Here is a 24,958-nt window from a genome sequence, read left to right on the forward strand (position 1 = left end):
TGAGAATATTGCATGTTAAGTTAAAGAATACTGCTGTGTATTTCATTGAAAAGTGAATATGATATAATAAAGGAAATAAAACTAAGGCAGTGATGAGAATGTCAAAAGAAAAAATAAAGTGGCATCCAGCGTTTGCAGCAGCAATGCAGCTAGAGCTGAAAGAATATAAAGAGCACTTGGAATTTTTAACAGAATAGAAGAACCTTTAAGAATAGACATATTAGTTATAAAGAAACTGGATGACATAGAAATAAGCAAATTGATAGGGAAAATATTTAGAAAATACAATATATTTGAATATAGATCGCCAACAGATTATATATCAATAGATGATTATTATAATGTAAAAGCATATGCATATTTATATAAAGCACTATCAGAAGGAACAAATAAGATAGATATAAAAGAAATAACGATTACATTAACTTCAAGTAAATATCCAAGGAAGTTAATAGATTACTTAAAAAGTGAGCAGGGAGCAGCAATAAAAAGAATAGGTAATGGAATATATTACATAGAAAATACAGATATAGAAACACAACTTATAGTATCAAAAGAATTGAAAGATGAAGAAACAAAGTATTTAAAATTACTTCAAATAGAGCACCAGAATAAAGAACTTGTAAGGAAGTGGATAATAGAATATATAAATAATATAAAAAATCCGCTATACGGAATAATAATGAATGTGTTGACAGAAGCAAATCCAAATGAAATATTGGAGGTGTATAAGAATATGGGAGTAGCAGGAATAAATGATGATAACAGAAAGTTTTTATTGGATATTATGAGAAAACTTGAATTAGATAAAAAACTTAGAGAAGAAGGAAGAGAAGAAGGAAGAGTAGAAGTAGCAAAAAATTTACTAGGAATGGGAATGGATATGCTAACAATAATAAAAGCAACAGGATTAGAAAAAGAAGAAATTGAAAAAATAAAAGCAAGCATGAATTAATTGGAATTTAGGTGCCAGACAAGAATGCTCTAACGGTCACCATATGCAATGAAAACTTTGCTCCTGGCCTTCATTTGAAGCAATAAGTTTCAAATGAAGGCTTGTTTTTTGACATTGAGCCTCCGCATGCACGATTCCTGGCTCTGGCAGCATACCCTATGTTTCAGAGCCTGCTAAATTAGCAGTTGAACTTCCAAAAGGGCAATATGAAGTGATATTTAATTTTATTCCCCAAGGGTTTAGGCTGGGGATTATTATCTCAGGTTTAAGCTTATTGGTAATCGTTCCTATTTTTTGTCTCTGGACAAAATCCTAATAGATTATTGATAGATTATGGCAAATGTTGTATCATAAAAATGATACTATTTGTGTCATATTTTAGATTAATTGTAATATTAATGATTTTTTACAGATACAAACCATATTAAAAAGCTTAGGAGGACGGTTAAAATGGTAAATACATTTAAGGTTTTATTATCTGTATTTTTAGTTGGAGCTTTGTTAATCGGATGTTCGACAAAGACAAAGCCGGCTGAGGTTAAGAAAGAAGAAAGCAAGCCCCAAACAGCAGAAGAGGTTTTAGACTTAGCCATGAAGAATAATATGGAAAACAATTTCGAGGGGCTTAGCGAACTTATTTTACCAAGGTATTTTGAGATATTTGATATGACAAAAGAAAAATATGTACAAGACATTAAAGCACGAAGAGGGGATGAGAAAGTAACAGGTTATACTATTAAAGAAGTAAGCGATTATGACAAGGATATTAAAAAAGCCATAGTAAATATAACATCTGCTAAAGAAGGCAAAAACAGCAGTGGAGATTATGTTTATGCCTTAGTAAAGGGCAGCGACGGGAACTGGAAGGTTGCTCCCGATGGGTACATAGATGTATATAAATTTGATGTATTAGCCAATACCGAGGAGGGAAAACTCAATATTATTCCGGTAAAATATATAAAAGGCCTTGGAAACGGTGTTTTAGTCATAAAGGTAGTAAATAAATCAGATAAGGAGTATTCCTTTGGATGGGCAAATGGTACAAACATAGTTGTGGAAACTGATAAAGGAAAGTTTACAGAGCACAATGATGCACCTATAAAAATAAATTTGGGATTTGATGATTATATAACTGTGAACTTTAAAAAATTAGAAGGAGATATAAAGAAGATATATGTAACAAACGTCAATGTACTAAAGAACGGCTTGCCGGCAGATTTTGGCGGTGGTCAGGACCTTGTATTCTATGAGAAAAAATAATAAGGAGTATAGATAGGTTATGGGAAATATAAGGGTTAATCCGGAAGAGCTAATGAGCATAGCGGGTGAGTTAAAGCGGTTTGCAGAAGAAGCGGAAAGAATTGAAAGCAGGCTCCTTAAAGAGAGCAGATCGGTAGATTGGACGGGAAAGAGCGTATCGAGGTTTAACAACAACATATCTGAGCTTGGCTCCTTAGGAAAAAGAGTATTTGGACAGTGCAGAGACCTTGCCGATTATGCTCAAAAAAAGAGCAGGGATTTTATTGAGGCCGACAAATGGGGCGGCATAGAGACCCAGGGAGAGCTGTTTTCAGGCGGCGGGGATACAGGAGTATTTGAATATAATAACGGAAGGCTGTCCATTGATCTTCAGGCCATTGCAAAGCCCCTTGGGATTGCTGCCATGATTTCAAATCCTATTACCCAGCCCATAGGCGGGGCCATGCTTATAAGTGAACTAAGCAAAAATGAAGGACTTAGGGATAGGGTAAAAGATAGCTTTTTCAATGCTGTAGAGTATGCTTCAAAAGGCGATTTCTCTAAAATCATAGACAAAGTGGAGAATGAAGTTAATATAAAAAAATATGGCGATGATTTTGGGGATACACTAGTATTGGCTAGGAAAGCGGCGGGCAGCCTTGAGAAAAGCAAGGCGTTAAATGCTTTAAATAAAATAGGTAAAGTTGATAATGTAATGGATGGTCTTGAGGCTTACAGCAATGCAAGAAAACAGGGGATGAGCAAAGAGGACTCGGGTGCTGAGGCTTTATATAAAGTGGGGACTGAGGTTGGAAAAGGTGCCGTAACCTCTACAGTAAGCACCGCGGTTACGGCAGCGCTGTGTACTGTTTTTCCGCCTTTAGCTCCGACGGCTCCCCTTATAAAATTTGGCGTCAACTTTGGTGTCGGTTGGGCTGTGGACAAGGTTTATGGCGCAATTGAAGAATATACAGACCTTGATGAAGGGTTAAAAAAGGTGGCCTCAGGCATAATAACTATTGCAACGTAACATCAGGAGGGATAGTATGGATTATCTACCAATAGGTTCAGTGGTACTTTTAAAGGGTGGAACAAAGAAAGTCATGATATATGGAAGAATTCAGAGGGCTGGAAGGAACGGAAAGATTTACGACTATCTTGGCGCCATGTATCCGGAAGGATACGCAGGAGAAAAATATCAGATTTTATTCAACCACGGAGAGATAGAAAAGGTTATATTTAAAGGCTACAGTGACGATGAGGAAGAAAGATACCTTGAGAAAATCAAAAATTATCAGGATGAGATTAACAAGCTGAAGGAGTAAACAATGGAAAATATTGAGTTTCTCTATTTTTACGAGGATAGCTTTTGCTTGGCGTTAGATATAAGCTCAGGGAGGATAAATATAGATTCTGTATCAGAACCTTTTTATGACCTTTTAAAGGATAACAACCTCTATATAAAGGATGGGAAGACTAAAAAGCTTCTTTCAAAGGTTAAGGACATTACAATATATAAAGACGATAATGAGGTTAATGAGATACAATTAATTGACGGGCAGACTGCAAGTATTGTCTTTGGGGACAAGGTTTATGCAATTGTCTACCACAATGTTCAAATCCATGACAAAGGTAGGTATATTCCCCTCCCATCAAAGGCTGATATAGGGAGAAAAGATGGAAAATACCTGGTTTTAAACGATAAGAAAGTTTCGGGACTTCACTGCTCTATAGAAAAGGTAAACGAAAGATATATACTTGTTGACAATAACAGCACCAACGGGACCTATATTAACGGGGAGAAGGTCTATAAAAAGGAGCTTAAAGAAGGGGATAAAATATATATATCCAAGTATATCTTTGAATTTAACAATGGAAGGCTCTTTACTAAAAATGCTGATGTCATTGTAAACGAGGGCCTTTTAGAGCAGGGAGAAAAGCCATACCCTATAGATATGAGGGAAAATCCTTCCTATCCCCTCTATGAGTGTGCTCATTTAAACACGGAAATCTATGAGGAAGGGGAAGTAGCCCTTAAAAATTTCAGAACAATAGTTGAGGAAAATAAAATACTGACTATAATTAGCATACTTATACCTATAATTACTGGAATACTTTATTTTACAATGGGCAGTCAGTCCTATATTTACCTTGTACTAACGCTTATAGTTCCCTTGAGCAATTTTATTTTTAACACCCTCACGGTAAGGCAGAGGAATAAAAGCAACAGGGCATTTAATGAGGGTATTGTAGAAGAGGCGAAGAAAAGGCTTTCAAAAAACGAGGAGAAGTATGTAAGGTATGTAAACTTTAAATACCCTTCCCTTCCCGTAATTTTAGATAAGCTTAAAAAATGGGACGGAAGCCTTTGGGGTAGAAGAGTAAAAAATGAGGACTTCCTTGATGTAAGGCTTGGAATAGGTTCAGTGCCAAATCCATTGAAAGTAAAGGCGCCGGAACTTGATGCAAACGATATAAACTTAAAGTCCAAGCTTGAAGAGCTTCAAAAAATGTCAAATATAGATGGTGTCCCTATTACTTTAAAGATAGAAGAAGAGATTACGGGTATAGAAGGGGATAGGGAAAGTATTTACCATATGGTAAACAACATCGTGCTGGGGATAACGGCCCATCATCTTCCAAATGATGTGAAGGTTGTGGGGATATTCAATGAAGGCCAAAGAGGGTATTTTGAATGGATGAAATGGCTTCCCCACTGCGCTAAGTACAATGAGTCCACCATCTTCTTTAGCAGGGAAAGGGCCATGTCATTTTTTAAAAATGCAGAGGAAGAGCTTTACCTTAAACAGTGCTATTATGTTTTTATAGTAGGCGATAAATCCATTGTGGAAAACAGCAGTATATACGGTTTGATAACAAAATCCTTGGATGCCATAAACGGTAGTGTCATAATCCTTCCAAACAGCAGCGGAAAACTTCCCATAGAATGTGCCAATGGCACGGTCATAAGGGTTAATGATACCTCGGCAAATATAATCAGAAAAGGAAGGAATATAAGCAGTTTTGAGATGGATAAAAATCCCCTTTTTGACCTTGAGAGGTATTCAAGGACCATAGCAAACATAGACTTCAAGGAAGAAGGCAGGGGAGGTATCCCCGATGCCGTCGATATATTTGATATATTGGGCATAGACTTGGTGGAGGACATAGATTTGGGAAGGCTCTGGGCAAATTCGAGGCCTTACAAGTCCCTTGCAGCTCCCATTGGTATAAATGAGAGGGGAGAGATAAGCTATTTTGACATACAAGATACAGCCCATGGCCCCCACGGGTTAATCGCAGGTACAAGTGGTTCGGGAAAATCCAAATTTTTGGAGACTATAATACTTTCCATGGCCGTCCACTACAGTCCCTATGATGTAAACTTTTTTGTTATAGACTTTAAGGGTGGTGCCCTCGGGGAGAAAATACAAAAGCTTCCCCATATTTTGGGATATATAAGCAATTTGGATGGCAGCCTTGTAAACAGGACTTTTGAGCTCATAGGCCATGAAATAAAAAGAAGAGAAGAAAAACTCAAAGGCATTGGAAGCATAAACGATTACTGCAGGCTTTATAAAGAGGGAAAGGTAGATGAGCCTCTTCCAAGGCTTATAATAATTGTGGACGAGTTTGCGGAGTTTAGAAGGAGTGAGCCTGATTTTATAAAGAGGTTTGATACTATAGTATCACTTGGAAGAAGCCTTGGAGTAAACCTCATATTATCAACGCAAAAAGCCGATGGGATAATAACTCCTGAGATGGAGACAAACTTTAACTTTAGAATATCTTTGAGGATGCAGAATACTGCTGACAGCATGGCCGTTGTCAAGACGCCAGATGCTGCCTATATAACCCAAAATTATCCGGGAAGGGCCATATTTATGGCCGGGACCGGGAGCTTTTATGAAAAGGTTCAGACTGCCTTTTGCGGAAATCAATATGAAGTATATGAGGAAAGGGACAGCAAGGAAAAAGAAATATATATCCTCGAGGATGGTAAAAAGGTCACTTTAAATGAGCAAAGGGGCATTCCAATGGGCATAAAATTGGATGTAATAGTCGATTATATATGTGACTTTTGGAATGGTTATATGAAGGAGGAGATTTTCCAGCCCTTTGTAAAGCCCTTACCTTCAAATTTGATTTTGGAGTATGAAGATAATAATTTAAAAAATAAGGCTTTGATAGGCATAGCTGATAACATAAGAAACCAAAGGCAGGAGAAATATTATATCTCTTTTAATAAAACAAAGCACATAGGGATATGGGGACTTTCAGAGACAGGTAAGACAAACCTTTTAATGACTATCATAATGTCTCTCTGCTTCAACATGGGTCCTGATGAGCTAAATATATATATACTGGACTTTGACAAAAAGCAGCTTGGCATGTTTAAAGAATTGCCTCAGGTGGGAGATGTTGTCTTTGCTGAGGATTTTGAGGGACATAGGTACTTTAAGCTCTTTATAGAAAAACAATTGAAGATGAGGGAAGAGGGTCTAAGAGAAATGGGAGTTTTCAACATAGAAGATTACAACGGAAAGTCCCATGAAAAGCTTCCACACATTTATATTATTGCCGATAACCTCGGACACCTTATAGAGGAGGACGGAGATGTTTATAAACCCTTTATAACCGAGGTTCTTACAAAGGGCGGCAACCTTGGAGTTCATATGGTGTTTACATCGAGAAGTACAAAGAATATGTACGACATAATAAGGCTTACAAACTACAATATATGCTTTGCCCTTAAAGAAAAGGGGGATTATGGAGATTTAATTGGAAATGTGGATGGTGTAATTCCGTTGGGTAAAAAAGGCAGGGCATATGTGAGGGGGGAATATATTATGGAGCTTCAAGCCTATCTCCCATCTGCAGGAGAAGACAACTTTGACAGGATAGAAAACTTAAAGTCCATTATTGAAAGGATAAAAAATAAACATAAAGGCGGGAAAGTGGATGAAGTTCCGAAACTTCCCAAGGTTTTAAGGCTTTATGATGATATATTAAAGAAGAATAAGGACTTTTTCCTCATGGAAGCTAATACACTAAAGGAACTTAGTGAGTTTTTTGACGATATAACGTGTCTTGGTATAGCAGGAAGCCCGGCTTTTTGTGAGATAATACTTATAGATATTATAATATCTATAATCTGCGGAAGATTTAAATGGAACAACATGTTATATATATTTGACAAATACAATAAGCTTTCAAATTTTCATGATGCAGGTCTTACCACTTATGTGGTTAAAGATATGGAAGGCTTAAAGAGTGTAGTGGAAAGCTTAAAAATCATGACAGGTCATAGAAAAGAGGGGCTTAACAGCTATAAAAATTCATATGGGTTGAAGGGAAGTAAAAAATACCTTTTAGAAACTCCTCCGGTGTTCCTCATAATAAACGATATTGATGAAGTGTTCTACAGTGTAGAGGATGATTTAAAGTATGTGGTGGAAAACAGTGCAAATCTTGGTATCCACATTATAGTGCCTTTGGCTGGTATTGGAGGTTCCAGTCCGGTAAAAAATATGGTAAAGCAGTGGCTGGTTGGGGATAGCAAAACTAAAGAATCCCTCTATATTTATGGGTGCAATGAGCAGCTTAAAAATGATGAGGCATACTACAGCGTAAATAACGGGACTTGTAGGGTTAAATATGCAAATCCCTATGAGGGAAGTTTAAACTTCAACGAATTGATGAATAGAATAAGGGAGGCGTAGAGATGGCAGATGGAAGGATTACCCTGACAGGCTTTGAAGTTTTATATCTGGCAAGTATAATGGAGCTTCCTCAGTTCATTGGAATTAATAACAATCTTGGAATGTTTTCCAATGACGAGATAGAAGAGGGACTTATGGCAGCCGGAGCGTCTTTAAAAAATAGGGGCTTTGTGGTGGAAAGGGATGGAGAATACTTTGTTACAGAATATATATCTCAGGTAATAAAATCCATGGGTATGCCGGAGAGAGCCCTCATAATAAATGAAAATGGGAAGCTGGGCTTAACCTTAAAATCCATGCTCCTCTGTGAAGATGCCATAACAGTAATTGCAGGAGATCCTTTTAAAAATGTGTATGAGTTTTGCCTTGCATCATCTGAGGATGAAGAAAAGATAAAAGCTGTCCTACTGAGGGATATCTTGGAGAACAGTGAAACAAGCTTCGAAGCTTCATATACGAACAACGGGGATGTGGACTATATGGAGAAGCTTGTAGGGAGTTTAAAAGAGGACTTAAATAGGCAGGGCATAGAATTTGGAGAGGTGGAAGAAATTGCATCCATCGAGTACCTGACAGAGGAAGGGGTAAAAAGCTATATAGTGATAAAGACGCAAAATCATTCCTGGGCAGTCAGAGAATATATGGATGTCTATACCGTAAGGCCTTTCTCCATGGAACTTGTAAAGTAAAAGGAAGAGGTTTTATATGAAGGATAGGGCAAGAGTCACCGTATACTATGGCAGCAGGAAGATGGAACTTGACATATCCCGGAGAATGCCTTTGGGAGATGTTAAAAAAATACTTGATTCTTATTTTGATAGGGAAGATAGGGAACTTTCAATCCTGGTAAACGGGGTTGAGACTATACCCCAATCAACCTTGGAAGAGCTAAATTATTTTAAAGGGGTAATTATTGAGTTTAAAAAATAATTATAGGAGGAGATATTATGGCAGATATTAGAGTAAATCCAGATGAACTTGATAGGTTAGCAGGAGAATTTCAAAATGCGAGTCAGCAGACCCAGGAGATGGTAAGCAGATTAAGGAATGCTATTTCGGGGGTTCAAAATACTTGGGAAGGTATGGCTTCTAAAAGATTCTTCTCAGACTACCAGCAGTGGGACGGTCAGATGAGAAGATATGTTGAACTTTTAACCAGTATATCGAGGGACCTTAAAAATATCGCTGAGAACTTCAGAAGGGCAGACCAGTAGGGTTATATTCCATGCTTTAAATAGACAATTGATATTTTGGTAAATATTTTTATTATGGGTGTATTATTGTATGGATGAAAGATTAAAATACTATTTTGACATAAATCAGGGATATAAACTTGAAGAGGAGATAGGTTCAGGTGGATATGGCAGAGTGTATAAGATATACAAAGAAACCTTGGGGAAGAAGTATTATTCAGCCTTAAAGGTTGTTTCAATGCCGACAAATGAGATGCTCCATGAGCTTCGGGGGGAGTATAATAGCGAAGAGGAGATAAAAAGGATAGCTTATGAAACTGCTGACAATTTCATAAGCGAGATAGAGATATTGTTTACCCTAAGAGGCAACAGCTATATCGTAAACTATGAAGGCCATGATGTGCAGGATAATGGTCTTGGCAAAAATATATTTATCAGGATGGAATACTTAAAGAGCCTAAGGGATAGGCTTAAGGCATCGACTCTTTCACTGGATGAGACCCTTTATCTTGGAGAATGCATATGCAGGGCCTTGGAGACATGCCATTTAAAGGGTATAATTCATAGGGATATAAAGGAAAGCAATATATTTATAAGCGAGGACAATACCTTTAAACTTGGTGACTTTGGGATATCCAAAAAAGCAGGGTCTTTCACACTAAACACCCGTATAGGCACGTCCTTGTATAAAGCTCCCGAGATAGATAAAGGAGTCAGTTATGACTACAGGGTAGACATATATTCTCTGGGCATGGTGCTGTACAAGCTCCTCAATAACGGCAAGTTCCCCTTTGAGGGGACAGGCGTTGTTAGGGAAGAAATAGTGGGCAAAATAATAAGGGGAGATATAATACCCAATATACCCGGCGTACCGGATAAAATAAATAAGGCAATACTAAAGGCTATTTCAAACAAACCAGAAGATAGATGGCAGTCAGCAGCAGAGTTTAGACAAGCCCTTATGAATTGCAGGGAATATATAAAAAGAGATAAAGAAGATGCAAAAACAGACCATATTCCAATATATTCAAACAGGGGTAGGGGAAATTTCAGTGATGCTCAGGCTGAAGCAGGTAATTCAAAAGAAGCTCGGGAAAAAGAAGAGCTCACTAAAACTTCAAAAGTATTTAAAAACATAGATAAAATAAAGGAACTGGAAGAAGAGAAAGGGCAAAGGCAGGAAGAGAGCAAAAATATAAGACGACAAAGGGCTATAATGATAGGCCTCATACTTTTGGCCGTACTTGCTGTCTATGGTGTGGGAAGTTATATAAAAATCCTTCAATCAAGGCATAAAGTATCTCAAATAGTGTCCCTAATTCCTTTAGAGAACAGTGGTAATATATCTGGGAATTATTCGACTTATTCTACGGCTTCCTTTGACGGAGAATATTTATATTTTCCAACCGCAAAAGGAATATTAAAGATGAAAAAGAACCAGACTGAGCCTGCACTCTTAAATGAAGATAAAGATGGAAATGAAATGAGCTTGCTCCATGATACAATATACTACACCCATAACGGAAAGGACCTATATTCATTAAAGAAAGGAACCGGAGAGACACAAAGGCTTTATGAGGGAAAGGTTTATAATCTGAGGATTTTTGATTCTAAAATTTATTTCATGGAAGAGCCTAAGGCAGGGTATGTCTATGAATTTGACGCCGCAAATAAAAAGCCTGTTAATGTCTTTAATGAAAAGGTAGACAGCTTTTTTATAAACGACGGTATCATATACTACCTGCAGGATTATAAATTATTTGAATATGATATATCAAAAAAAGAGAAAAAAGACTTAGGCAAACAGGGGATAACAAGTTTTAGCTTATATGAAAATGCCCTTCTTTTTAAAAGAGATGAAGAACTTTATATATCGGACATAGATTGTACCTACGAAAGGCTTATTGCTAAAGGGGTTAAATCCTATACGGGATATGGAAGCTGGATATATTATCTTACATCTAGTGAAGTAAGGTCAATAAGCTTAAAAAATATGCAGGATTCCACGGTAAAAGGCGTTTCTAAACCTTTAATAATAAACGCAGCCCCGGGCAGCGGAGTTGTCTTTAATGAAGATGGTAAATACGAGTTTTTTGTAGCCAATTAACCATACATAAAAGGAATTTATACGCTTATATGGAATATATTTATAATATACTTATAACTACAGAATATTAATATGGAAGTAGAGTATATGTCAAAGAATCCGTCAGACTGTGTTAAAATCCCAAATAATCCATAGACAACATTAATCAAAACAAACAGCCCTTGTCACAAATTTATGTATTAAAGAGATTAGCTGTTCAGTTTATGAGCGCTAGTCTCTTTATTATTTCCTTTGTGAATTATATCATATTTTTTTTACTCTATGCCTGCCGATTATTGGGATTTTTGTGCAGTTTACCATTCCTTTTTCCTTATCTTTTATTAAGGATATATTGTATTGATAAAATAATAACAATCCATATAAACTTGTTTAAAGATGACAGGGGAAAAGATTAAATGTTACACAGCACAATAAAATATGCTGATAAAGTCACAATATAATAATCTCAAAATAATAAAAAATGATTCTAAAAACAGCAGATTAAATAAACTGCTTCTAGTAAAATTAGCCTAAAATGCAAATTATAGAAACTTAGTACATATGGGGGTTCTGCCACAAAAACCGGGATTAATCGCTTTGGTTCTTCTAAGATAAATGAAAAAAGGCAGTGCAAACTTAAATATCATTTGCTAATCTTTCTTGTGTGCTTTAGGCCCAATATAATCTGCTACAGCACGTAGTGCCTCAGCAATTGTAATTCCTGTGACTTCGTCGATAATTCTGACTAACTGCTCAATATTCCAAAAGGTATCCTTAAGGTGTGAAAGGTGACATCCAGCTTCAAAATCAGGAATACATGCAAAATATCCAAAGGCAGTTTTGCCAAATAACACTAAAACTGACCCGTAAATTGAATCATGTATCTGCTTAAACATGGTCACTTTCTTGTAAGCTGGCGTTATACCAAGACCATCACAAAGGGTCATATAAACTCCTATGCCCTTATGCTGACGCAATATGTCAAGCCTGGCGGCAACCTTATCCTTTGTAAGCAGGGATAAATCTGAATCGCAATGAAAGGAATCCATAGCAGCAAAAAAGCTGTTTACAACATGAATTTTAGACAGAAATCTTCTTTTAAAGAAGTTGATGGACTGAATGCTTATGAAACACTGCTTGTTGCAGTTATGGAGAATATCGTATACATAGCTTATCTTTTTCTGTAGTGCAAATATGGAATACAGACAAAATATGATTACGTCAAAGGTATAGATAAAATATGGGATAAGAAACGATGGTAGGAGCGAGTAAGTTTTGCCACAGCAAGGACATAAAAAACGCTGAATACTAATGACAAAATGTTAATTAAGGGTAACTACGTTTCTATCATAGTGACCATGGCGGTGAGCATGCCTTCATAGCCGCATGAAGGGCATCCATACATATGCTCAAAATTTTTTTCTCTCAATACCAAATCTTTGATTATATTTTCGGAAAACTTGGTAATACTTATCATTGTAGGATTTTTTAGGGGAAAGAATGGTTTTGAAACCACTTTCCCCTTCTCCTTTTTTTGTATTTTTTATAAGTATTGACAGTTTTCTCAATTTGCATTCCTAAAGGTCAGATTATTTAATTTTACGCAAGTATTAAAGGTGATTTTATTATGCCGTTTTTAGGTAAAATTAATATGGTTTATTTTGACGTTTAACAGATAGATTTATATTAGATCCCAAAAATGATATAGTTTTTCAGAGGATTTTTGGGACTCCTGAGAATGAAGATATTCTCATAAGCTTTTTAAATGCTTTGCTTGAGAAGACTGAGAAGGAAAAAATTACACATATAGAATATGTAGATACCAGGCTTTCGGATATTGAAACAATTAATGATAAAATAGGAATTTTGGACGTCAGGGTAATAACAGAAAAGGGCACTAATATTAATGTAGAAATACAGCTTATAAATAGATATAACATGATTAATAGAACACTCTTTTACTGGGCAAGGCTATATGCCGGTCAAATTAAAAGAGGTTCAGACTATAGAGATTTAAGAAAGACAATAACTATAAATATTTTGAATTTCAATTATATAGATGAAGATAGTTACCATACAACCTATCATTTACATGAAGATGAATCAAAGAAAATGCTAACGGATTTGTTAGAGATACACTTTGTTGAGCTTCCAAAGTTTATAGAACAATCACCGGGGTTAAATAACAGTTTAAATAGATGGCTGGCATTTTTAACAAAACCTCAAGAAAGTTCAAAGGAGGGGATAGAAGTGGCGGAACCTGCAATAAAGAAGGCAATTACTGTCCTTGGCATGTTAAGCAGAGACCCTGAAACCGTTAGGCTTGCAGAGCTTAGAATGAAAAAGATACTGGATGAAAAGAGCATGATAGAAGGAGCCAAGGAAGAAGGAAGAGCAGAAGGAAAATTAGAAGTTGCAAGGAATTTATTAGCAATGGGCTTGGATTTGGCTTCTATAGTAAAGGCTACAGGATTAAAGGAGGAGCAGATCAAAGAAATTAGGTGCCAGCCTCCTGAGAATTGAGAAAGGGAATGCGGGTGCATTCTCTTATGTTATATTGAAATATTGTGATATGAAAGTAATTTGCATATTGAGGAATCCGGTAGTGCCTTTAAGGTTTAATCAAATTTTCTTCGCGCATGAGCAAAGCAGCCAACCAGTGTCACATGAGACAAATCGTTATAGCCGGCGCAGCCATCCACATGCAGGTAACTCTTAAACCCTGATAGAAATCTTCGCGGATGCTTACTTGCTCTTGTTGTTTGATAATCGTAGAGCACAATAGGTGGCCCCTTGTTATGCCTGCAGTCTCTGAACCTGCATCCCATTGCAATCTCCTGTATATTTCCAAATGTCTCTTGTATTCCATCAGTTTCATCCCAGAGCTGAAATTCTCTGAGGCCGGGGGTTTTCGATTATAAAACCACCTGTAGGTAGTGGTATCAAGAAAAAATCCCTCTTCTATTAAAATAAGGTTAAATTTTCAATTGGTGTTTAATAATAAATAGTTTTTGTTTAAAATATTCTTATAAGAGGGGAGGTTTTGTAATGCCATATTCACATGAGATTGATTACAAGATTTACGGTGATGACATGCAGTTTGTTGAGATCGAGCTTGATCCAGATGAGAGCGTAGTTGCAGAGGCGGGAGCTATGATGATGATGACTCAGGGAATACAGATGCACACAATATTTGGAGACGGCTCAGGTCAGAACAGCCAGACCGGCGGATTTATGGGAAAGCTTTTTAACGCAGGGAAAAGGATTTTAACCGGGGAAAGCCTTTTTATGACGGTGTTTACAAATACAGGATACGGAAAGCAGCAGGTATCCTTTGCTGCACCATATCCAGGTAAAATAATACCATTAAATCTTTCAGAGTATGGCGAAAGAATTATTTGCCAGAAGGACGCATTCCTCTGTGCTGCAAAGGGTGTTTCCATATCAATTGAATTTATAAAGAGGCTTGGTGTTGGATTCTTTGGCGGTGAAGGATTCATAATGCAGAGGCTTGAAGGAGATGGAAAGGCATTCCTCCATGCAGGTGGAACAATTGTGAAAAGAGAGCTTGCACCTGGACAAATACTAAGGGTTGATACAGGCTGTCTCGTTGCAATGACAGGCAGTGTACATTATGACATAGAATATGTAGGGAATATAAAGACAGCATTTTTCGGGGGAGAGGGACTTTTCTTTGCAACGTTAACTGGTCCTGGAACAGTATGGGTTCAATCTCTGCCCTTCAGCCGTCTTGCAGACAGAATATATCATGCAGCACCACATCCAGGAGGGAAGCGCAGGGATGAGGGGAATGTATTTGATGTGCTTGGTGGAATAGGGAATCTGTTTGATGGGGATTAACTTAGGTGCCAGCCACCTGAGAATTGAGGATTGATTAAGCGTAATTTGTACTGTTTTTTGAGTTTCAGCAGTATTTTCAGAAAGTAATAATGTAATTATTCTGATATGAATTTAAATATACTTAAAACCTATGTGAATAATCTTAATATTTCATAAATAAAATGTTATTGCAAATGGCAATAGGATCTGGAATTTGTTTGTAAAGAATTTTCGAAATATTATAGACAATTAAATGGAGTAGTAGTAAAATATAATTAACTTAATCGATTAAGTGATCAATCTGCATAAATTTTATTTGCTGGAGGTCAGGATGAAAAAGGTTACGATGAAGGACATAGCAAGGGAAGCTGGGGTTTCAGTAGCAACCGTCTCCTATGTTTTAAGCAATAATGAAAAGGAAACTATCCCGGAAGAAACAAGAAATAGGATCCTGAATATCGCAAGGGCTCTTAACTATGTTCCAAATCTTGCTGCAAGATCCCTTGTGAAGAAAAAGTCCGGCCTTATAGGTGTTTTAATTGTTAAAAACTACGGTAATGAAAAACCTTGGAGGACAGGCTACTATACAGAGTTTGTAGAAAGGCTTGAAAACCTCCTTTCAGAAAGGGGCTATCACGTGCTTATATCGAACATAGACAGTTTTAGTCCCAATCTTGACATAATCCTTTCCAGGGAGCTAGACGGGGTTTTTATAATTGATGTTAATCTTGATATATTTTATCAAATATCCAACAGATTTAGTGTGCCTATAATTGTCATAGACAGCTATATAGATGACGTAATCTTCCATAAAATTGTACCTGATTTTAATGATGCCATAGAGAGAGCCTTTGACCTTCTTAAGTGTACGGACTGCCTTCTTATAATGGATAAATTTAATAATAAGGAAACCATTGAGAAAATCAAAAGTAACTTTAAGGGTAGAAATGAGGACATCCACGTTGTAAAGGACATTGAAACTATGAGGGAATTTCTAAAGAATAACCCCGGTAGGAAGGCCATTGTAATAGGCGAATACCTTGGAGTTATTGTTTCAAGATATATAAAACCGGAGGATGTTGCTGTTATCTGCACGAGCGGAAATTCCTATCTTCTAGATGATAAAACCCATAAAATAATTATTAATAACGATTTAAAGGCAAAAAAATCTGTTGAACTGATGATGGAGTATATTAGTGGTCATTACTCCGATAATAAATATACCGTCATTAAGGCAGAGTAATTTGCCTTAAATAAAACTTAAACGATTAAGTGGAGGGGATTCTATGAAAATCAAAAAGACGCTGGCCCTATTGCTTTCACTGGTGATGGCGGCAGGATTATTTTCAGCTTGCGGCAAAAGCAACAAACCAACAAATGCAGAGAAGAAGGATGTAACTATAACGGTTTGGCATCAGTATCTTCCAGAGGTTCAAAAGGCAATTGAGGACGCTTATGCAAGCTTTACTCAGGAAACAGGAATAAAGGTACAGTTTGTAAAGCAGGAAGAGCTTTCAAAGAAGCTTGAGGTTGGTTCGCAGAGCAACGAGCTTCCAGACCTTGTTGCAGGGCCTAACGACTGGGTAGGGAAGTATTCAATAATGGGCGGAATTGTTTCAGTTGACGGACTAATAGACAAGAAGGTTACAGATGGACTTATGGAATCAACGGTTAAGGGATTTACTTATAAGGGTAAGCTCTATGGAATTCCGGCTACCTTTGAAACAGTAACTCTTATATACAACAAGGATTTAATTAAGGAAGCTCCGAAGACAACAGATGAGCTTATAGCAAAGGCTAAGGAATTAACAAAGGATGGAAAGTACGGATTCTTAATACCTCCAACGGATGCATATTTTAATTCGGCCTTCTTTTACGGAGCAAAGGGCGGATACCTTGACGCGGATGGCAATCCAATACTTAACAAGGCTGAAAACCTTGAGGCAGCAAAGATTTTAACAGAGCTTGGGAAGCTCTATCCAAAGGATTTAAACCATCAACTTGTTTCACAGCTCTTTAAGGATGGAAAGGCTGCAATGATGATAAACGGACCATGGGAACTTGGTGGGATTAAGGAAAAGAAGATTAACTATGGACTCGCAAAGATTCCAGCGTTATCTTTCAATAAATCTGATGCGTCACCATTTATGGGTGTTCAGGGAATGATGATGACTTCAGCTGCTAAGGACAAAGAAGCAGCAGCTAAGGTTATGGAGTTTTTCGCAAACGAAAAGGTTGCCAAGGCTCTTGCAAAGACTGGTGGATATATGCCTGCCAACAAGAAGATTTATGAGGATAGCGAAATAAAGAATAACCCTGACGTTGTTGCCTTTAGCGAGCAGGCAAAAGTTGCAACTGCAATGCCAAACGTTCCTGAAATGGGTGCTATGTGGGATCCAATTTCAAAGGCACTCCAGGAGATTGTAGTTTTAAAGGAAGCTCCTGACAAAGTATTTGAAAAATATCAAAAAGCAGCAGAGGAAGCTATTAAGAATATGAAGTAGGAAGGTGGGGGGAGGTATCCCCCTTTCTCTTTAGGAGGTGCAGCATGAAAAGTAAGGCCGCTAGAAAGCTGATACCCTATTTTTATACAACCCCTGCTATGGTCGTTATGTTCATTCTTGTTATATATCCGATATTTTTCAGCATTTATATTTCCTTCACCAATATGAACATGTATCACTGGAAAAAGTATAATTTGATTGGATTTGACAACTATATCAGGGTGCTTACAAGCCTTGACGGCGAGTTTTATGCAGTTGTTCTAAGAACTATTATCTGGACGGTTATAAACCTTGTTATTCAGGTTTCCATTGCAATGGGACTTGCTCTTCTACTTAATATAAAGGAGCTGAAATTTAAGGGAATAATGAGAACCTTACTCATACTTCCCTGGGCAGTTCCCTCATATATATCTGCCCTTATCTGGAAGGGAATGTTCAACCATGACTTTGGAATAATAAACATCCTTTTATCAAAGCTTGGACTTTCTAAAATACCCTGGCTTACATCTCCAGTTTATGGAATGGCTGCAAGCATAATAGCTAATGTGTGGCTTGCAGTGCCCTTTATGATGATAGTTTGCCTGGGGGCACTTCAAAGCATCGATCACACCTATTATGAAGCTGCCGACATAGACGGTGCCACAGGTTTTCACAAGTTTTTCTATATAACAATGCCACTTATAAAACCAGCGCTTGTACCTGCAGTTATACTTACCTCCTTTGTAACCTTTAAGCAGTTTGACATTATATATCTTATGACCAATGGACTTGGTGGAAAGACGGATGTTGTTATGACCTATGCCTACAACAAAGCCTTTACCTCAAGCAACTATTCCTTAAGCTCGGCCTTTTCAGTTATTATATTTTTTATACTTCTCGGGCTTACAATTCTCAATATGAGGCTCACTAAGGCAGACAAGGAGGTATAGTATAGATATGGAAAAGGTTATCTACAAAAATTCTTACGCTGTAAAGACGGGGCCAAAGAGAAGGACAAGGAAGTTTATTAAACTTTCCCTTGCCTATTGTGTACTGGCAGCTTTTATAGTTGCTGCAATTTTGCCTATTGTATGGATTTTTACAACCTCAATAAATGCAAGCAACACCCTGCTTACAACTTCCCTTGATATTATTCCAGAGAAAATGACACTAAACCATTATAAGAATATATTGTTTGGCCCAAACAGCAATTTCTTTTTATGGCTAAAAAACAGCATTATAGTGGCAGGGGCAACAACTGGGTTAAGCCTTATGCTTGGAACAACAGCTGCCTATGCCTTCTCAAGGTTCAGGTTCAAGGGAAGAAAAACATTGCTTAACATATTTTTACTGCTTAATGCTTTTCCTAATATTTTAGCAATCGTTGCCTACTACAAGATAATCACAACCTTAAATCTTGTAAACACACTTATAGGGCTTGTAATTGTTTATACGGGTGGACAGCTTGTATTTACTATATGGAATCTAAAGGGCTACTTTGATACCCTTCCCTACGAAATAGAGGAGGCGGCTTTAATCGACGGGGCATCTGTCCTTAAGATATTTACTAAAATTGTTCTGCCTCTTTCAAGGCCAGCAATTGCAGTTACTGCCATGTTCAGCTTCATGGCAGGATGGAATGAATACATCTTTGCAATGACTTTTACTACAAATAAGGGGATATTTACATTACCGGTTGGGCTTTGGTCCCTTCAAAATGCCGGAAACTACGCTCAGAACTGGCCCCTTTTTGCTGCGGGCTCCCTTATAGTAGCTGTTCCTGTGATGATTGTATTTTTACTCCTTCAAAAATCCCTAATATCAGGTTTGACACTTGGAAGCACAAAATAAACGCAGCAGGAGGTTAATATGTTAAAGGAAGCGATATATCACAAAAGCGACAGTACCTATGCCTATCCACTGAATGAAAAAAGGCTTTGCATCAAACTTAGAACAAAAAAGAATGACTTAAAGAGGGTTACTCTTTGTTATGGAGATAGATATGAACCTGTAAGTCCCATTACTATCTTTGAGAAGGATATGGATTTAACCTACAGGGATGAACTTTTTGACTACTTCGAAATCATAATTGAACCTGACTTTAACAGGATATGTTATTATTTTAGACTTGAGGATGAAAATGAAGTTCTTATATACTCACAGAGGAGGTTCTATGAAACGCCGCCGATGGATAGGAACAGATACTTTATGTTCTCCTGCATTTGCAAAGGAGACCTTTATGAAGGTCATAAGTGGTGGACGCAATCGGTTTTTTATCAGATATTCGTTGACAGGTTTAATAAGGAAAAAATAGATGATAATTGGTTCATGGATCCAACTCCGGAGAGAATTTTTGGTGGAAATCTTAAGGGAATAATCGATAAGCTCGATTACCTTGAGGACCTCGGAGTTAACTGCATATATCTTACCCCGATATTTGAATCAAAGAGCAACCATAAATATGATACCCTTGATTACTACAAAATAGACAGGGGCTTTGGGGACGAGGAAACCTTTAGGGAGCTTGTTGAAGCCTGTCACAGCAGGGGAATTAGGGTAGTGCTGGATGCAGTATTTAACCACACAAGCAGCAATTTCTTTGCCTTTAGAGACGCCATTGAAAGAGGAAAGGAATCACCCTACTTTGATTGGTATTTTATAAAAAACAGAGACGAGTATAAAACCTTTGGATATACAAAGCTCATGCCTAAGTTGAATACTGCCAGTGAAGGAACGAAAAGATATCTCCTTGATATTGGAAGATACTGGGTTGAAAAATATGATATAGACGGCTGGAGGCTTGATGTTGCAAACGAAATTGACCACAAGTTCTGGAGGAGTTTCAGGGAAGAGATAAAGAGGGTCAAGAGTGATGCCATAATAATAGGGGAAGTCTGGGATGGAGCTGAGAGTTATCTTCAGGGAGATCAGTTTGACTCTGCCATGAACTATCCATTCATGTATATACTTCTTGAATATTTTGCTAAGGGCTCAATAGACCTTCAGAAGTTTGACTGGGAGATAAACAACCTGTTTGTAAGATACAGAATGGACATAAGGAAAAACCTTCTAAATCTTTTAGATAGTCATGACACCAGCCGGTTCCTCTATGAGTGTGGAAATGACGTTGAAAGGCTTAAGTCTGCAGTGTTTTACATGATGACAACCATTGGAATACCCATGATATTTTATGGAGATGAAGCAGGAATAAGTGGAGCCAATGACCCTGACTGTAGAAGGACAATGAACTTTGACAATATAAATTACGACCTTCACAGCTTCTACAAAAAACTTATAAAAATAAGAAGAGGAAGCAGTGCATTGATGGAGGGTGAATACAGGACTGTTAAGGTGACTGATTCACTCTATGCCTACAGAAGGGTTACAGAGGATGAGGAGGTTGTTTGTGTATTCAATAACGGAGATAGGGAGGAAGAGTTTATACTTGAGAACTGTGGCAAGGTTGTATCTGAACTCTTAAGTGAAGCTAAATATATATGTGATGAAGGAAGACTGAAATTAAGCACGAAGCCGGGAGATAAGTATATATTTAGGTGCCAGCCACCTGAGAATTGAGAATTGATAAGGGAATGCGAGAGCATTCCCTTATGCTATATCGGTAAGCGTAAAATAATCCTCACCTAAAGCTGATACACTAAGCTGATACACTTAATCCACTCGCTTTGTAGGCAGCAATCTGCTTTTTCCACTCATCTCGTATTTCCGTTTTATTTATGATACAATTATTCCTTTTATAAGGAGTATTTTCTCAAAAATTTAACAGCATTTCTATGTGGAAGATGTTTGACGCTTACTTTCTATTTGTTTTTTCCCATTAATATTTAAATGATATAATATAAATAGTTGTGAGGAGGAGAGAAGTAATGGAGTACGAATTATTGTTAAAAGCAATTGAAAAGATGCTTGATGAAAAGCTAGATAGAAAATTTGATGAAAAGCTGGAACCTATTAAAAAAGAGCTTGCAGATATAAAGTCGAATCAGGAAACTATTCTCAGTTTTATTAAACAGGCTGATACGGAATTCTTGAAACTTAATGAAACTGTTAAATTTGTAGATAAGCTTAAAAAGGTTATGAATGAATAAAAGCGCGAGCCATTCGGGCCCCGAGCAAGGACCCCTGGGGGTAAAGTTAATAAAATGCAATAATTACAAATTAAACCCAGTAACCTAAAACATAGGTGCAATGTAGGGGCATTCCCTTATGTTATTAGTACCTTTGAATCATCATCTAAATCCAGAGAATTTAATATTTCGTTCAGGGAATTTATCTTATGAGCTATGATTGATGCCTTGATCTCGTTGTCCTAAGATTTAATAAATGATATAATAATTATTAATTAGGTTAACGGTGGTGAGTAGTTTGGATAAGGAAATTTTAGAATTATTGAAATCTATTAATTCTAAACTTGATGAACATACACAAATATTAAATGAACATACACAAATATTAAGAGCCCTGGAACATGCAAGTGAATCTCATAAAGCCGAAATAGACAGAGTAAATCATGCAATTGCCAGGGTTGAGGGTGAAATTAAAGGAATTAGGGAAGACTTGACTGCAGTAGAATTAATGACCTCAAAGAATTGGAACGATATAGTAAAGTTAAAAGCAGTGAAATAATTAAAGTGGCAATCTCAAAGAGATTGTCTTTTTTAATTTAGGTGCCAGCCTCCTGAGAATTTACTAATAAACTAAAATTATAGGACTTGAACATAACATTTATGCAATATAAAATAACTATGAAGGAGGTGAGAAGGTGAAGAGAACATGTTTAACTTTATTTTTAACTGTACTATTTATTTTTTCCATAACCACCGGTGCAAGTGCCTTAACACTAAGGTATGGAAGCAGGGGAAGTGAAGTAAAAAGAGTACAGGAAAGGCTCATAAGCCTTGGATATTTAAATGGACGGGCAGATGGTATTTTTGGTTCCCAAACCAGGAGCGCTGTTATCAGATTCCAGAAGAATAGTGGCCTTAAGGCGGATGGAATAGTTGGGAATGCAACCATGGGAAAACTCTTTGGACAGCAAGCATCTCAACCATCTCAAAACACACCAGCTCCAGCTTCACCACAGATTCAGACATCGATACAAAGGACTTTAAAGCAGGGAAGCCGTGGAAGTGATGTAGCAGTTCTTCAAAGAAGGCTAAATGATCTTGGATTTAACTGTGGAACTCCAGATGGTTCCTTTGGACCAAAAACAAAACAGGCGGTTATGAACTTCCAAAGGAGCAGGGGGTTGAAGGTGGATGGAATTGTAGGTAAAATGACAATTGCAAAGCTCTTTGAGGGTATGGTTGATAATAACAATAACAACAATAATAACAATAATAATAATACCCCAAATCATCCATCTGAGAAGGCACCTGAAGATAAGGTTTCTTATCATGGACAAGCTGATGCCCTTAAAGGTAAGACTATAATTCTTGACGCTGGACATGGCGGAGCAGATTCAGGGGCAAACAGAAGTGGAGTTTATGAGAAGGATATAAACCTGGATATTACAATGAGGTTAAAGAGAATGCTTGAAGAGGCTGGAGCAAAGGTAGTACTTACAAGGGACAATGACAGCACTCATTCGCTCTTTAACAGATCTGCCATTGCAAATAACTATGTGCTGTGTAAGGAGCTTGAAGTGCAAAAGAGTGAGTTAGCTGAGCTTAATAAGTCAAAGAAGGAAAAGGAAGATCTAAAAGCTCAAAAAGAAGCTCAATTGCAGCAAGCCAATATTAGCAGGGATGCAAATAGTAAAACTTTGATGGACAAGCAGGATTTACTTGGGGAGTTAAACAGTCAACTATCTGACTTGCAGCAGAAGCTTATTCAGGCAGAGGCTGAAAATAATGCCGGGCTGGTTCAGGAACTTAAAACTCAGATAGAAAATCTAAAAGGACAGATAGATACGTTGAATAAGGAAATAGAAAAAATACAAGGTGATGCTGCTTCTCTTGATGTAAGTATTGCTGCATTAGAAGATGAAATTAAGGTAATTACAGGTCAGATAGCTGCATTTGAAACACAAATTTCATCAAAGCAGGCTGCTATTGATGAAATAAACAATAAGATCAATCTCTTTAAACCCTACCTGGATAATCCTAATAATGATGAGAGATCTGGTATATACAGATATAATGATAATTCAGGGGAATTAGAATACAGAAACAGTGACTTGGCTGCTGTATTTGACCTGGAGAAGAAGTATCATGGCAACATTATTTTTATTTCTATCCATGTAAACTCAACTGGAGAAAGTGAAACAGCTGCATCAGGGATCCAGGTATACTACAGGGGTAGTTCCCAGATATATAGGGAGAACAGGCCATACTATAACGGATATGATGATGAAGGAAGAAGGAGCCTTGCTTCAAACATCCTTCAGCAGATAAATGCTATCTCCGATTTCTCCTATAAATATACTTCCCCAATAGAAGCAGACCTTAGCGTTCTAAGGGAAAACAATCTTGTCTCAAGCCTTATCGAGATAGGATTTATAAACAACTCTAGAGACAGAGAATTGCTTCTCAAGGAGAACACCAGGGAAAAGGCTGCATATGGCATTTACAAAGGTATAGTTGAATATTTCAGGAGGCTGGTACCTGAGAATTGAAAAAGGGAATGCATTTTGCATTCCCTTTATATAGTTTGTACAATATTTAATTACATTAAATTATTTCTTTAATTCAGTAACTCCTGTTACAGTACCGCCATTTTCTAACTTAAATGTTGACTTGGCTTCTTCGTTTGCGAAGTAAACGTTTCCTTGAACCTTAGCATCAACTATAGAGAAGTTTTTAGCTTCAACATAGACATCTCCAACAAAGGTTCCGCCCTGAATTCTTGCATTTTCGCTCTTAACAGTTAATTTTGGAGCTTTTAAAGTGTATCTTGCGGTTACGTTTCTCTTATCATCCTGAGCATAGAGAGCTATCTTACGCTGTATAATATCATTACCATTAGCGTCCTTCTTACCATTTTTAAAATTACCATCAAGTACAAGTTCCTTGTCAAAAGTTAAGTCCTTAGTTGTTGCGATAATCCATGTTCCTTCTTTGCTTATTGCCTTTTCAAAGGCTGCATTGTTGTCTACTATTGAAGCTGATGTTACTGCGTCTGCAGTCTTTGCTGGTTCCTTTGCAGGTGCCTTTGCTGTTTCTTTAGCTCCGCATCCTGCTAACAGTGAAACTGCGAAGATGAGTGATAATATTGTTGCTTTGATTTTCATAGAGAACCCCTCCACTTATGTATTGAATTTTTGTTCAATTTCATTATATCAGTAAGACAAAAAAATAACAAGAGTATTATGTGAAAAAGTAAACAAAATTTAGCGATAATTATAATGTAATATATGTGAATATTGGCAAATAGCTGAGGAAATATATAATATAAATGTCAATAAAATTATATTGGTTAAT

Annotated in this window: 21 protein-coding genes and 1 pseudogene; 19 read left to right on the plus strand and 3 right to left on the minus strand. The window is 37.1% G+C overall.

Translation table 11 applies throughout. From position 1 onward, the window contains the following. Positions 1–259: 259 nt before the first annotated feature. The 9 genes from EDD71_RS09545 to EDD71_RS09585 all read left to right on the plus strand — a co-directional run bounded on the left by EDD71_RS09545 (position 260) and on the right by EDD71_RS09585 (position 11,217). Positions 260–955 carry a hypothetical protein gene (locus EDD71_RS09545; RefSeq protein ID WP_133628511.1) on the plus strand — a complete coding sequence of 232 codons (696 nt, stop codon included), beginning with the start codon at positions 260–262 and terminating at the stop codon, positions 953–955. Between the two features lie 450 nt (positions 956–1,405). Then, a complete protein-coding gene (locus EDD71_RS09550; RefSeq protein ID WP_133628512.1) occupies positions 1,406–2,215 on the plus strand; it encodes a hypothetical protein in 810 nt (269 codons plus the stop codon). A 19-nt stretch (positions 2,216–2,234) separates the two neighbouring features. Continuing rightward, a complete protein-coding gene (locus EDD71_RS09555) occupies positions 2,235–3,224 on the plus strand; it encodes a hypothetical protein (protein ID WP_133628513.1) in 990 nt (329 codons plus the stop codon). A gap of 16 nt (positions 3,225–3,240) precedes the next feature. Continuing rightward, positions 3,241–3,519, plus strand: coding sequence for a DUF4176 domain-containing protein (locus EDD71_RS09560; RefSeq protein WP_133628514.1), 279 nt, complete (start codon positions 3,241–3,243; stop codon positions 3,517–3,519). Positions 3,520–3,522: 3 nt separating this feature from the next. Continuing rightward, positions 3,523–7,917: an FtsK/SpoIIIE domain-containing protein gene (locus EDD71_RS09565; protein ID WP_133628515.1), complete on the plus strand. Its 4,395-nt coding sequence runs from the start codon at positions 3,523–3,525 to the stop codon at positions 7,915–7,917. A gap of 2 nt (positions 7,918–7,919) precedes the next feature. Further along, the gene (locus EDD71_RS09570; protein WP_133628516.1) at positions 7,920–8,606 is read left to right on the plus strand and encodes a hypothetical protein; all 687 of its coding nucleotides are present in this window, start codon (positions 7,920–7,922) and stop codon (positions 8,604–8,606) included. A gap of 16 nt (positions 8,607–8,622) precedes the next feature. Then, positions 8,623–8,847, plus strand: coding sequence for a ubiquitin family protein (locus EDD71_RS09575; RefSeq protein WP_133628517.1), 225 nt, complete (start codon positions 8,623–8,625; stop codon positions 8,845–8,847). A gap of 17 nt (positions 8,848–8,864) precedes the next feature. Next, positions 8,865–9,131 (plus strand): WXG100 family type VII secretion target, encoded by a 267-nt coding sequence (locus EDD71_RS09580; protein WP_133628518.1) that lies wholly within the window; start codon positions 8,865–8,867, stop codon positions 9,129–9,131. Between the two features lie 70 nt (positions 9,132–9,201). Continuing rightward, positions 9,202–11,217, plus strand: a complete 2,016-nt coding sequence (locus tag EDD71_RS09585) for a protein kinase domain-containing protein (RefSeq protein WP_133628519.1) — start codon at positions 9,202–9,204, stop codon at positions 11,215–11,217. A gap of 629 nt (positions 11,218–11,846) precedes the next feature. Here the strand turns inward: EDD71_RS09585 and EDD71_RS15555 are convergent. Next, a complete protein-coding gene (locus EDD71_RS15555) occupies positions 11,847–12,245 on the minus strand; it encodes a DUF6618 family protein (RefSeq protein ID WP_207669324.1) in 399 nt (132 codons plus the stop codon). A gap of 655 nt (positions 12,246–12,900) precedes the next feature. Here EDD71_RS15555 and EDD71_RS09595 point away from each other — a divergent pair. Beyond that, on the plus strand, positions 12,901–13,719 hold the full coding sequence (locus EDD71_RS09595) for an Rpn family recombination-promoting nuclease/putative transposase (RefSeq protein ID WP_279233019.1): 819 nt from the start codon (positions 12,901–12,903) through the stop codon (positions 13,717–13,719). 101 nt (positions 13,720–13,820) lie between these two features. On the opposite strand, the pseudogene EDD71_RS09600 reads toward EDD71_RS09595, so the two are convergent. Continuing rightward, a pseudogene (locus EDD71_RS09600) lies at positions 13,821–13,988 on the minus strand (IS66 family transposase); the annotation flags it as partial. Between the two features lie 256 nt (positions 13,989–14,244). On the opposite strand from EDD71_RS09600, the gene EDD71_RS09605 reads away from it, so the two are divergent. From EDD71_RS09605 to EDD71_RS09645, 9 genes are all read left to right on the plus strand, one after another. Then, complete coding sequence (locus tag EDD71_RS09605; protein WP_133628521.1) at positions 14,245–15,057, plus strand: TIGR00266 family protein; 813 nt, start codon at positions 14,245–14,247, stop codon at positions 15,055–15,057. 310 nt (positions 15,058–15,367) lie between these two features. Next, entirely contained in the window at positions 15,368–16,279 is a 912-nt protein-coding gene (locus EDD71_RS09610) for a LacI family DNA-binding transcriptional regulator (protein ID WP_133628522.1), read from the plus strand. 43 nt (positions 16,280–16,322) lie between these two features. Next, on the plus strand, positions 16,323–17,540 hold the full coding sequence (locus EDD71_RS09615) for a sugar ABC transporter substrate-binding protein (RefSeq protein ID WP_133628523.1): 1,218 nt from the start codon (positions 16,323–16,325) through the stop codon (positions 17,538–17,540). Between the two features lie 44 nt (positions 17,541–17,584). After that, positions 17,585–18,469, plus strand: coding sequence for a carbohydrate ABC transporter permease (locus EDD71_RS09620; protein WP_133628524.1), 885 nt, complete (start codon positions 17,585–17,587; stop codon positions 18,467–18,469). Positions 18,470–18,476: 7 nt separating this feature from the next. Beyond that, positions 18,477–19,370, plus strand: a complete 894-nt coding sequence (locus EDD71_RS09625) for a sugar ABC transporter permease (protein WP_133628525.1) — start codon at positions 18,477–18,479, stop codon at positions 19,368–19,370. Positions 19,371–19,388: 18 nt separating this feature from the next. Beyond that, positions 19,389–21,095 (plus strand): glycoside hydrolase family 13 protein, encoded by a 1,707-nt coding sequence (locus EDD71_RS09630; RefSeq protein WP_133628526.1) that lies wholly within the window; start codon positions 19,389–19,391, stop codon positions 21,093–21,095. A gap of 308 nt (positions 21,096–21,403) precedes the next feature. Then, positions 21,404–21,625: a hypothetical protein gene (locus tag EDD71_RS09635; protein WP_133628527.1), complete on the plus strand. Its 222-nt coding sequence runs from the start codon at positions 21,404–21,406 to the stop codon at positions 21,623–21,625. Between the two features lie 277 nt (positions 21,626–21,902). Beyond that, entirely contained in the window at positions 21,903–22,163 is a 261-nt protein-coding gene (locus EDD71_RS09640; protein ID WP_133628528.1) for a hypothetical protein, read from the plus strand. A 136-nt stretch (positions 22,164–22,299) separates the two neighbouring features. Further along, entirely contained in the window at positions 22,300–24,153 is a 1,854-nt protein-coding gene (locus EDD71_RS09645) for an N-acetylmuramoyl-L-alanine amidase (protein ID WP_133628529.1), read from the plus strand. 60 nt (positions 24,154–24,213) lie between these two features. Here EDD71_RS09645 and EDD71_RS09650 read toward each other — a convergent pair whose 3' ends face one another. After that, positions 24,214–24,768, minus strand: a complete 555-nt coding sequence (locus EDD71_RS09650; RefSeq protein WP_133628530.1) for a hypothetical protein — start codon at positions 24,766–24,768, stop codon at positions 24,214–24,216. Positions 24,769–24,958: the final 190 nt, after the last annotated feature.

The organism is Fonticella tunisiensis (genome assembly GCF_004364155.1).
Classification (GTDB): domain Bacteria; phylum Bacillota; class Clostridia; order Clostridiales; family Caloramatoraceae; genus Fonticella; species Fonticella tunisiensis.

Bases quoted from the DNA above. Each gene is read 5' to 3' on its own strand.
- EDD71_RS09550 (WP_133628512.1), top strand. From the start codon at position 1,406: ATGGTAAATACATTTAAGGTTTTATTATCTGTATTTTTAGTTGGAGCT.
- EDD71_RS09555 (WP_133628513.1), top strand. From the start codon at position 2,235: ATGGGAAATATAAGGGTTAATCCGGAAGAGCTAATGAGCATAGCGGGT.
- EDD71_RS09560 (WP_133628514.1), top strand. From the start codon at position 3,241: ATGGATTATCTACCAATAGGTTCAGTGGTACTTTTAAAGGGTGGAACA.
- EDD71_RS09565 (WP_133628515.1), top strand. From the start codon at position 3,523: ATGGAAAATATTGAGTTTCTCTATTTTTACGAGGATAGCTTTTGCTTG.
- EDD71_RS09570 (WP_133628516.1), top strand. From the start codon at position 7,920: ATGGCAGATGGAAGGATTACCCTGACAGGCTTTGAAGTTTTATATCTG.
- EDD71_RS09575 (WP_133628517.1), top strand. From the start codon at position 8,623: ATGAAGGATAGGGCAAGAGTCACCGTATACTATGGCAGCAGGAAGATG.
- EDD71_RS09580 (WP_133628518.1), top strand. From the start codon at position 8,865: ATGGCAGATATTAGAGTAAATCCAGATGAACTTGATAGGTTAGCAGGA.
- EDD71_RS09585 (WP_133628519.1), top strand. From the start codon at position 9,202: ATGGATGAAAGATTAAAATACTATTTTGACATAAATCAGGGATATAAA.
- EDD71_RS15555 (WP_207669324.1), bottom strand. From the start codon at position 12,245: ATGGATTCCTTTCATTGCGATTCAGATTTATCCCTGCTTACAAAGGAT.
- EDD71_RS09605 (WP_133628521.1), top strand. From the start codon at position 14,245: ATGCCATATTCACATGAGATTGATTACAAGATTTACGGTGATGACATG.
- EDD71_RS09610 (WP_133628522.1), top strand. From the start codon at position 15,368: ATGAAAAAGGTTACGATGAAGGACATAGCAAGGGAAGCTGGGGTTTCA.
- EDD71_RS09615 (WP_133628523.1), top strand. From the start codon at position 16,323: ATGAAAATCAAAAAGACGCTGGCCCTATTGCTTTCACTGGTGATGGCG.
- EDD71_RS09620 (WP_133628524.1), top strand. From the start codon at position 17,585: ATGAAAAGTAAGGCCGCTAGAAAGCTGATACCCTATTTTTATACAACC.
- EDD71_RS09625 (WP_133628525.1), top strand. From the start codon at position 18,477: ATGGAAAAGGTTATCTACAAAAATTCTTACGCTGTAAAGACGGGGCCA.
- EDD71_RS09630 (WP_133628526.1), top strand. From the start codon at position 19,389: ATGTTAAAGGAAGCGATATATCACAAAAGCGACAGTACCTATGCCTAT.
- EDD71_RS09635 (WP_133628527.1), top strand. From the start codon at position 21,404: ATGGAGTACGAATTATTGTTAAAAGCAATTGAAAAGATGCTTGATGAA.
- EDD71_RS09650 (WP_133628530.1), bottom strand. From the start codon at position 24,768: ATGAAAATCAAAGCAACAATATTATCACTCATCTTCGCAGTTTCACTG.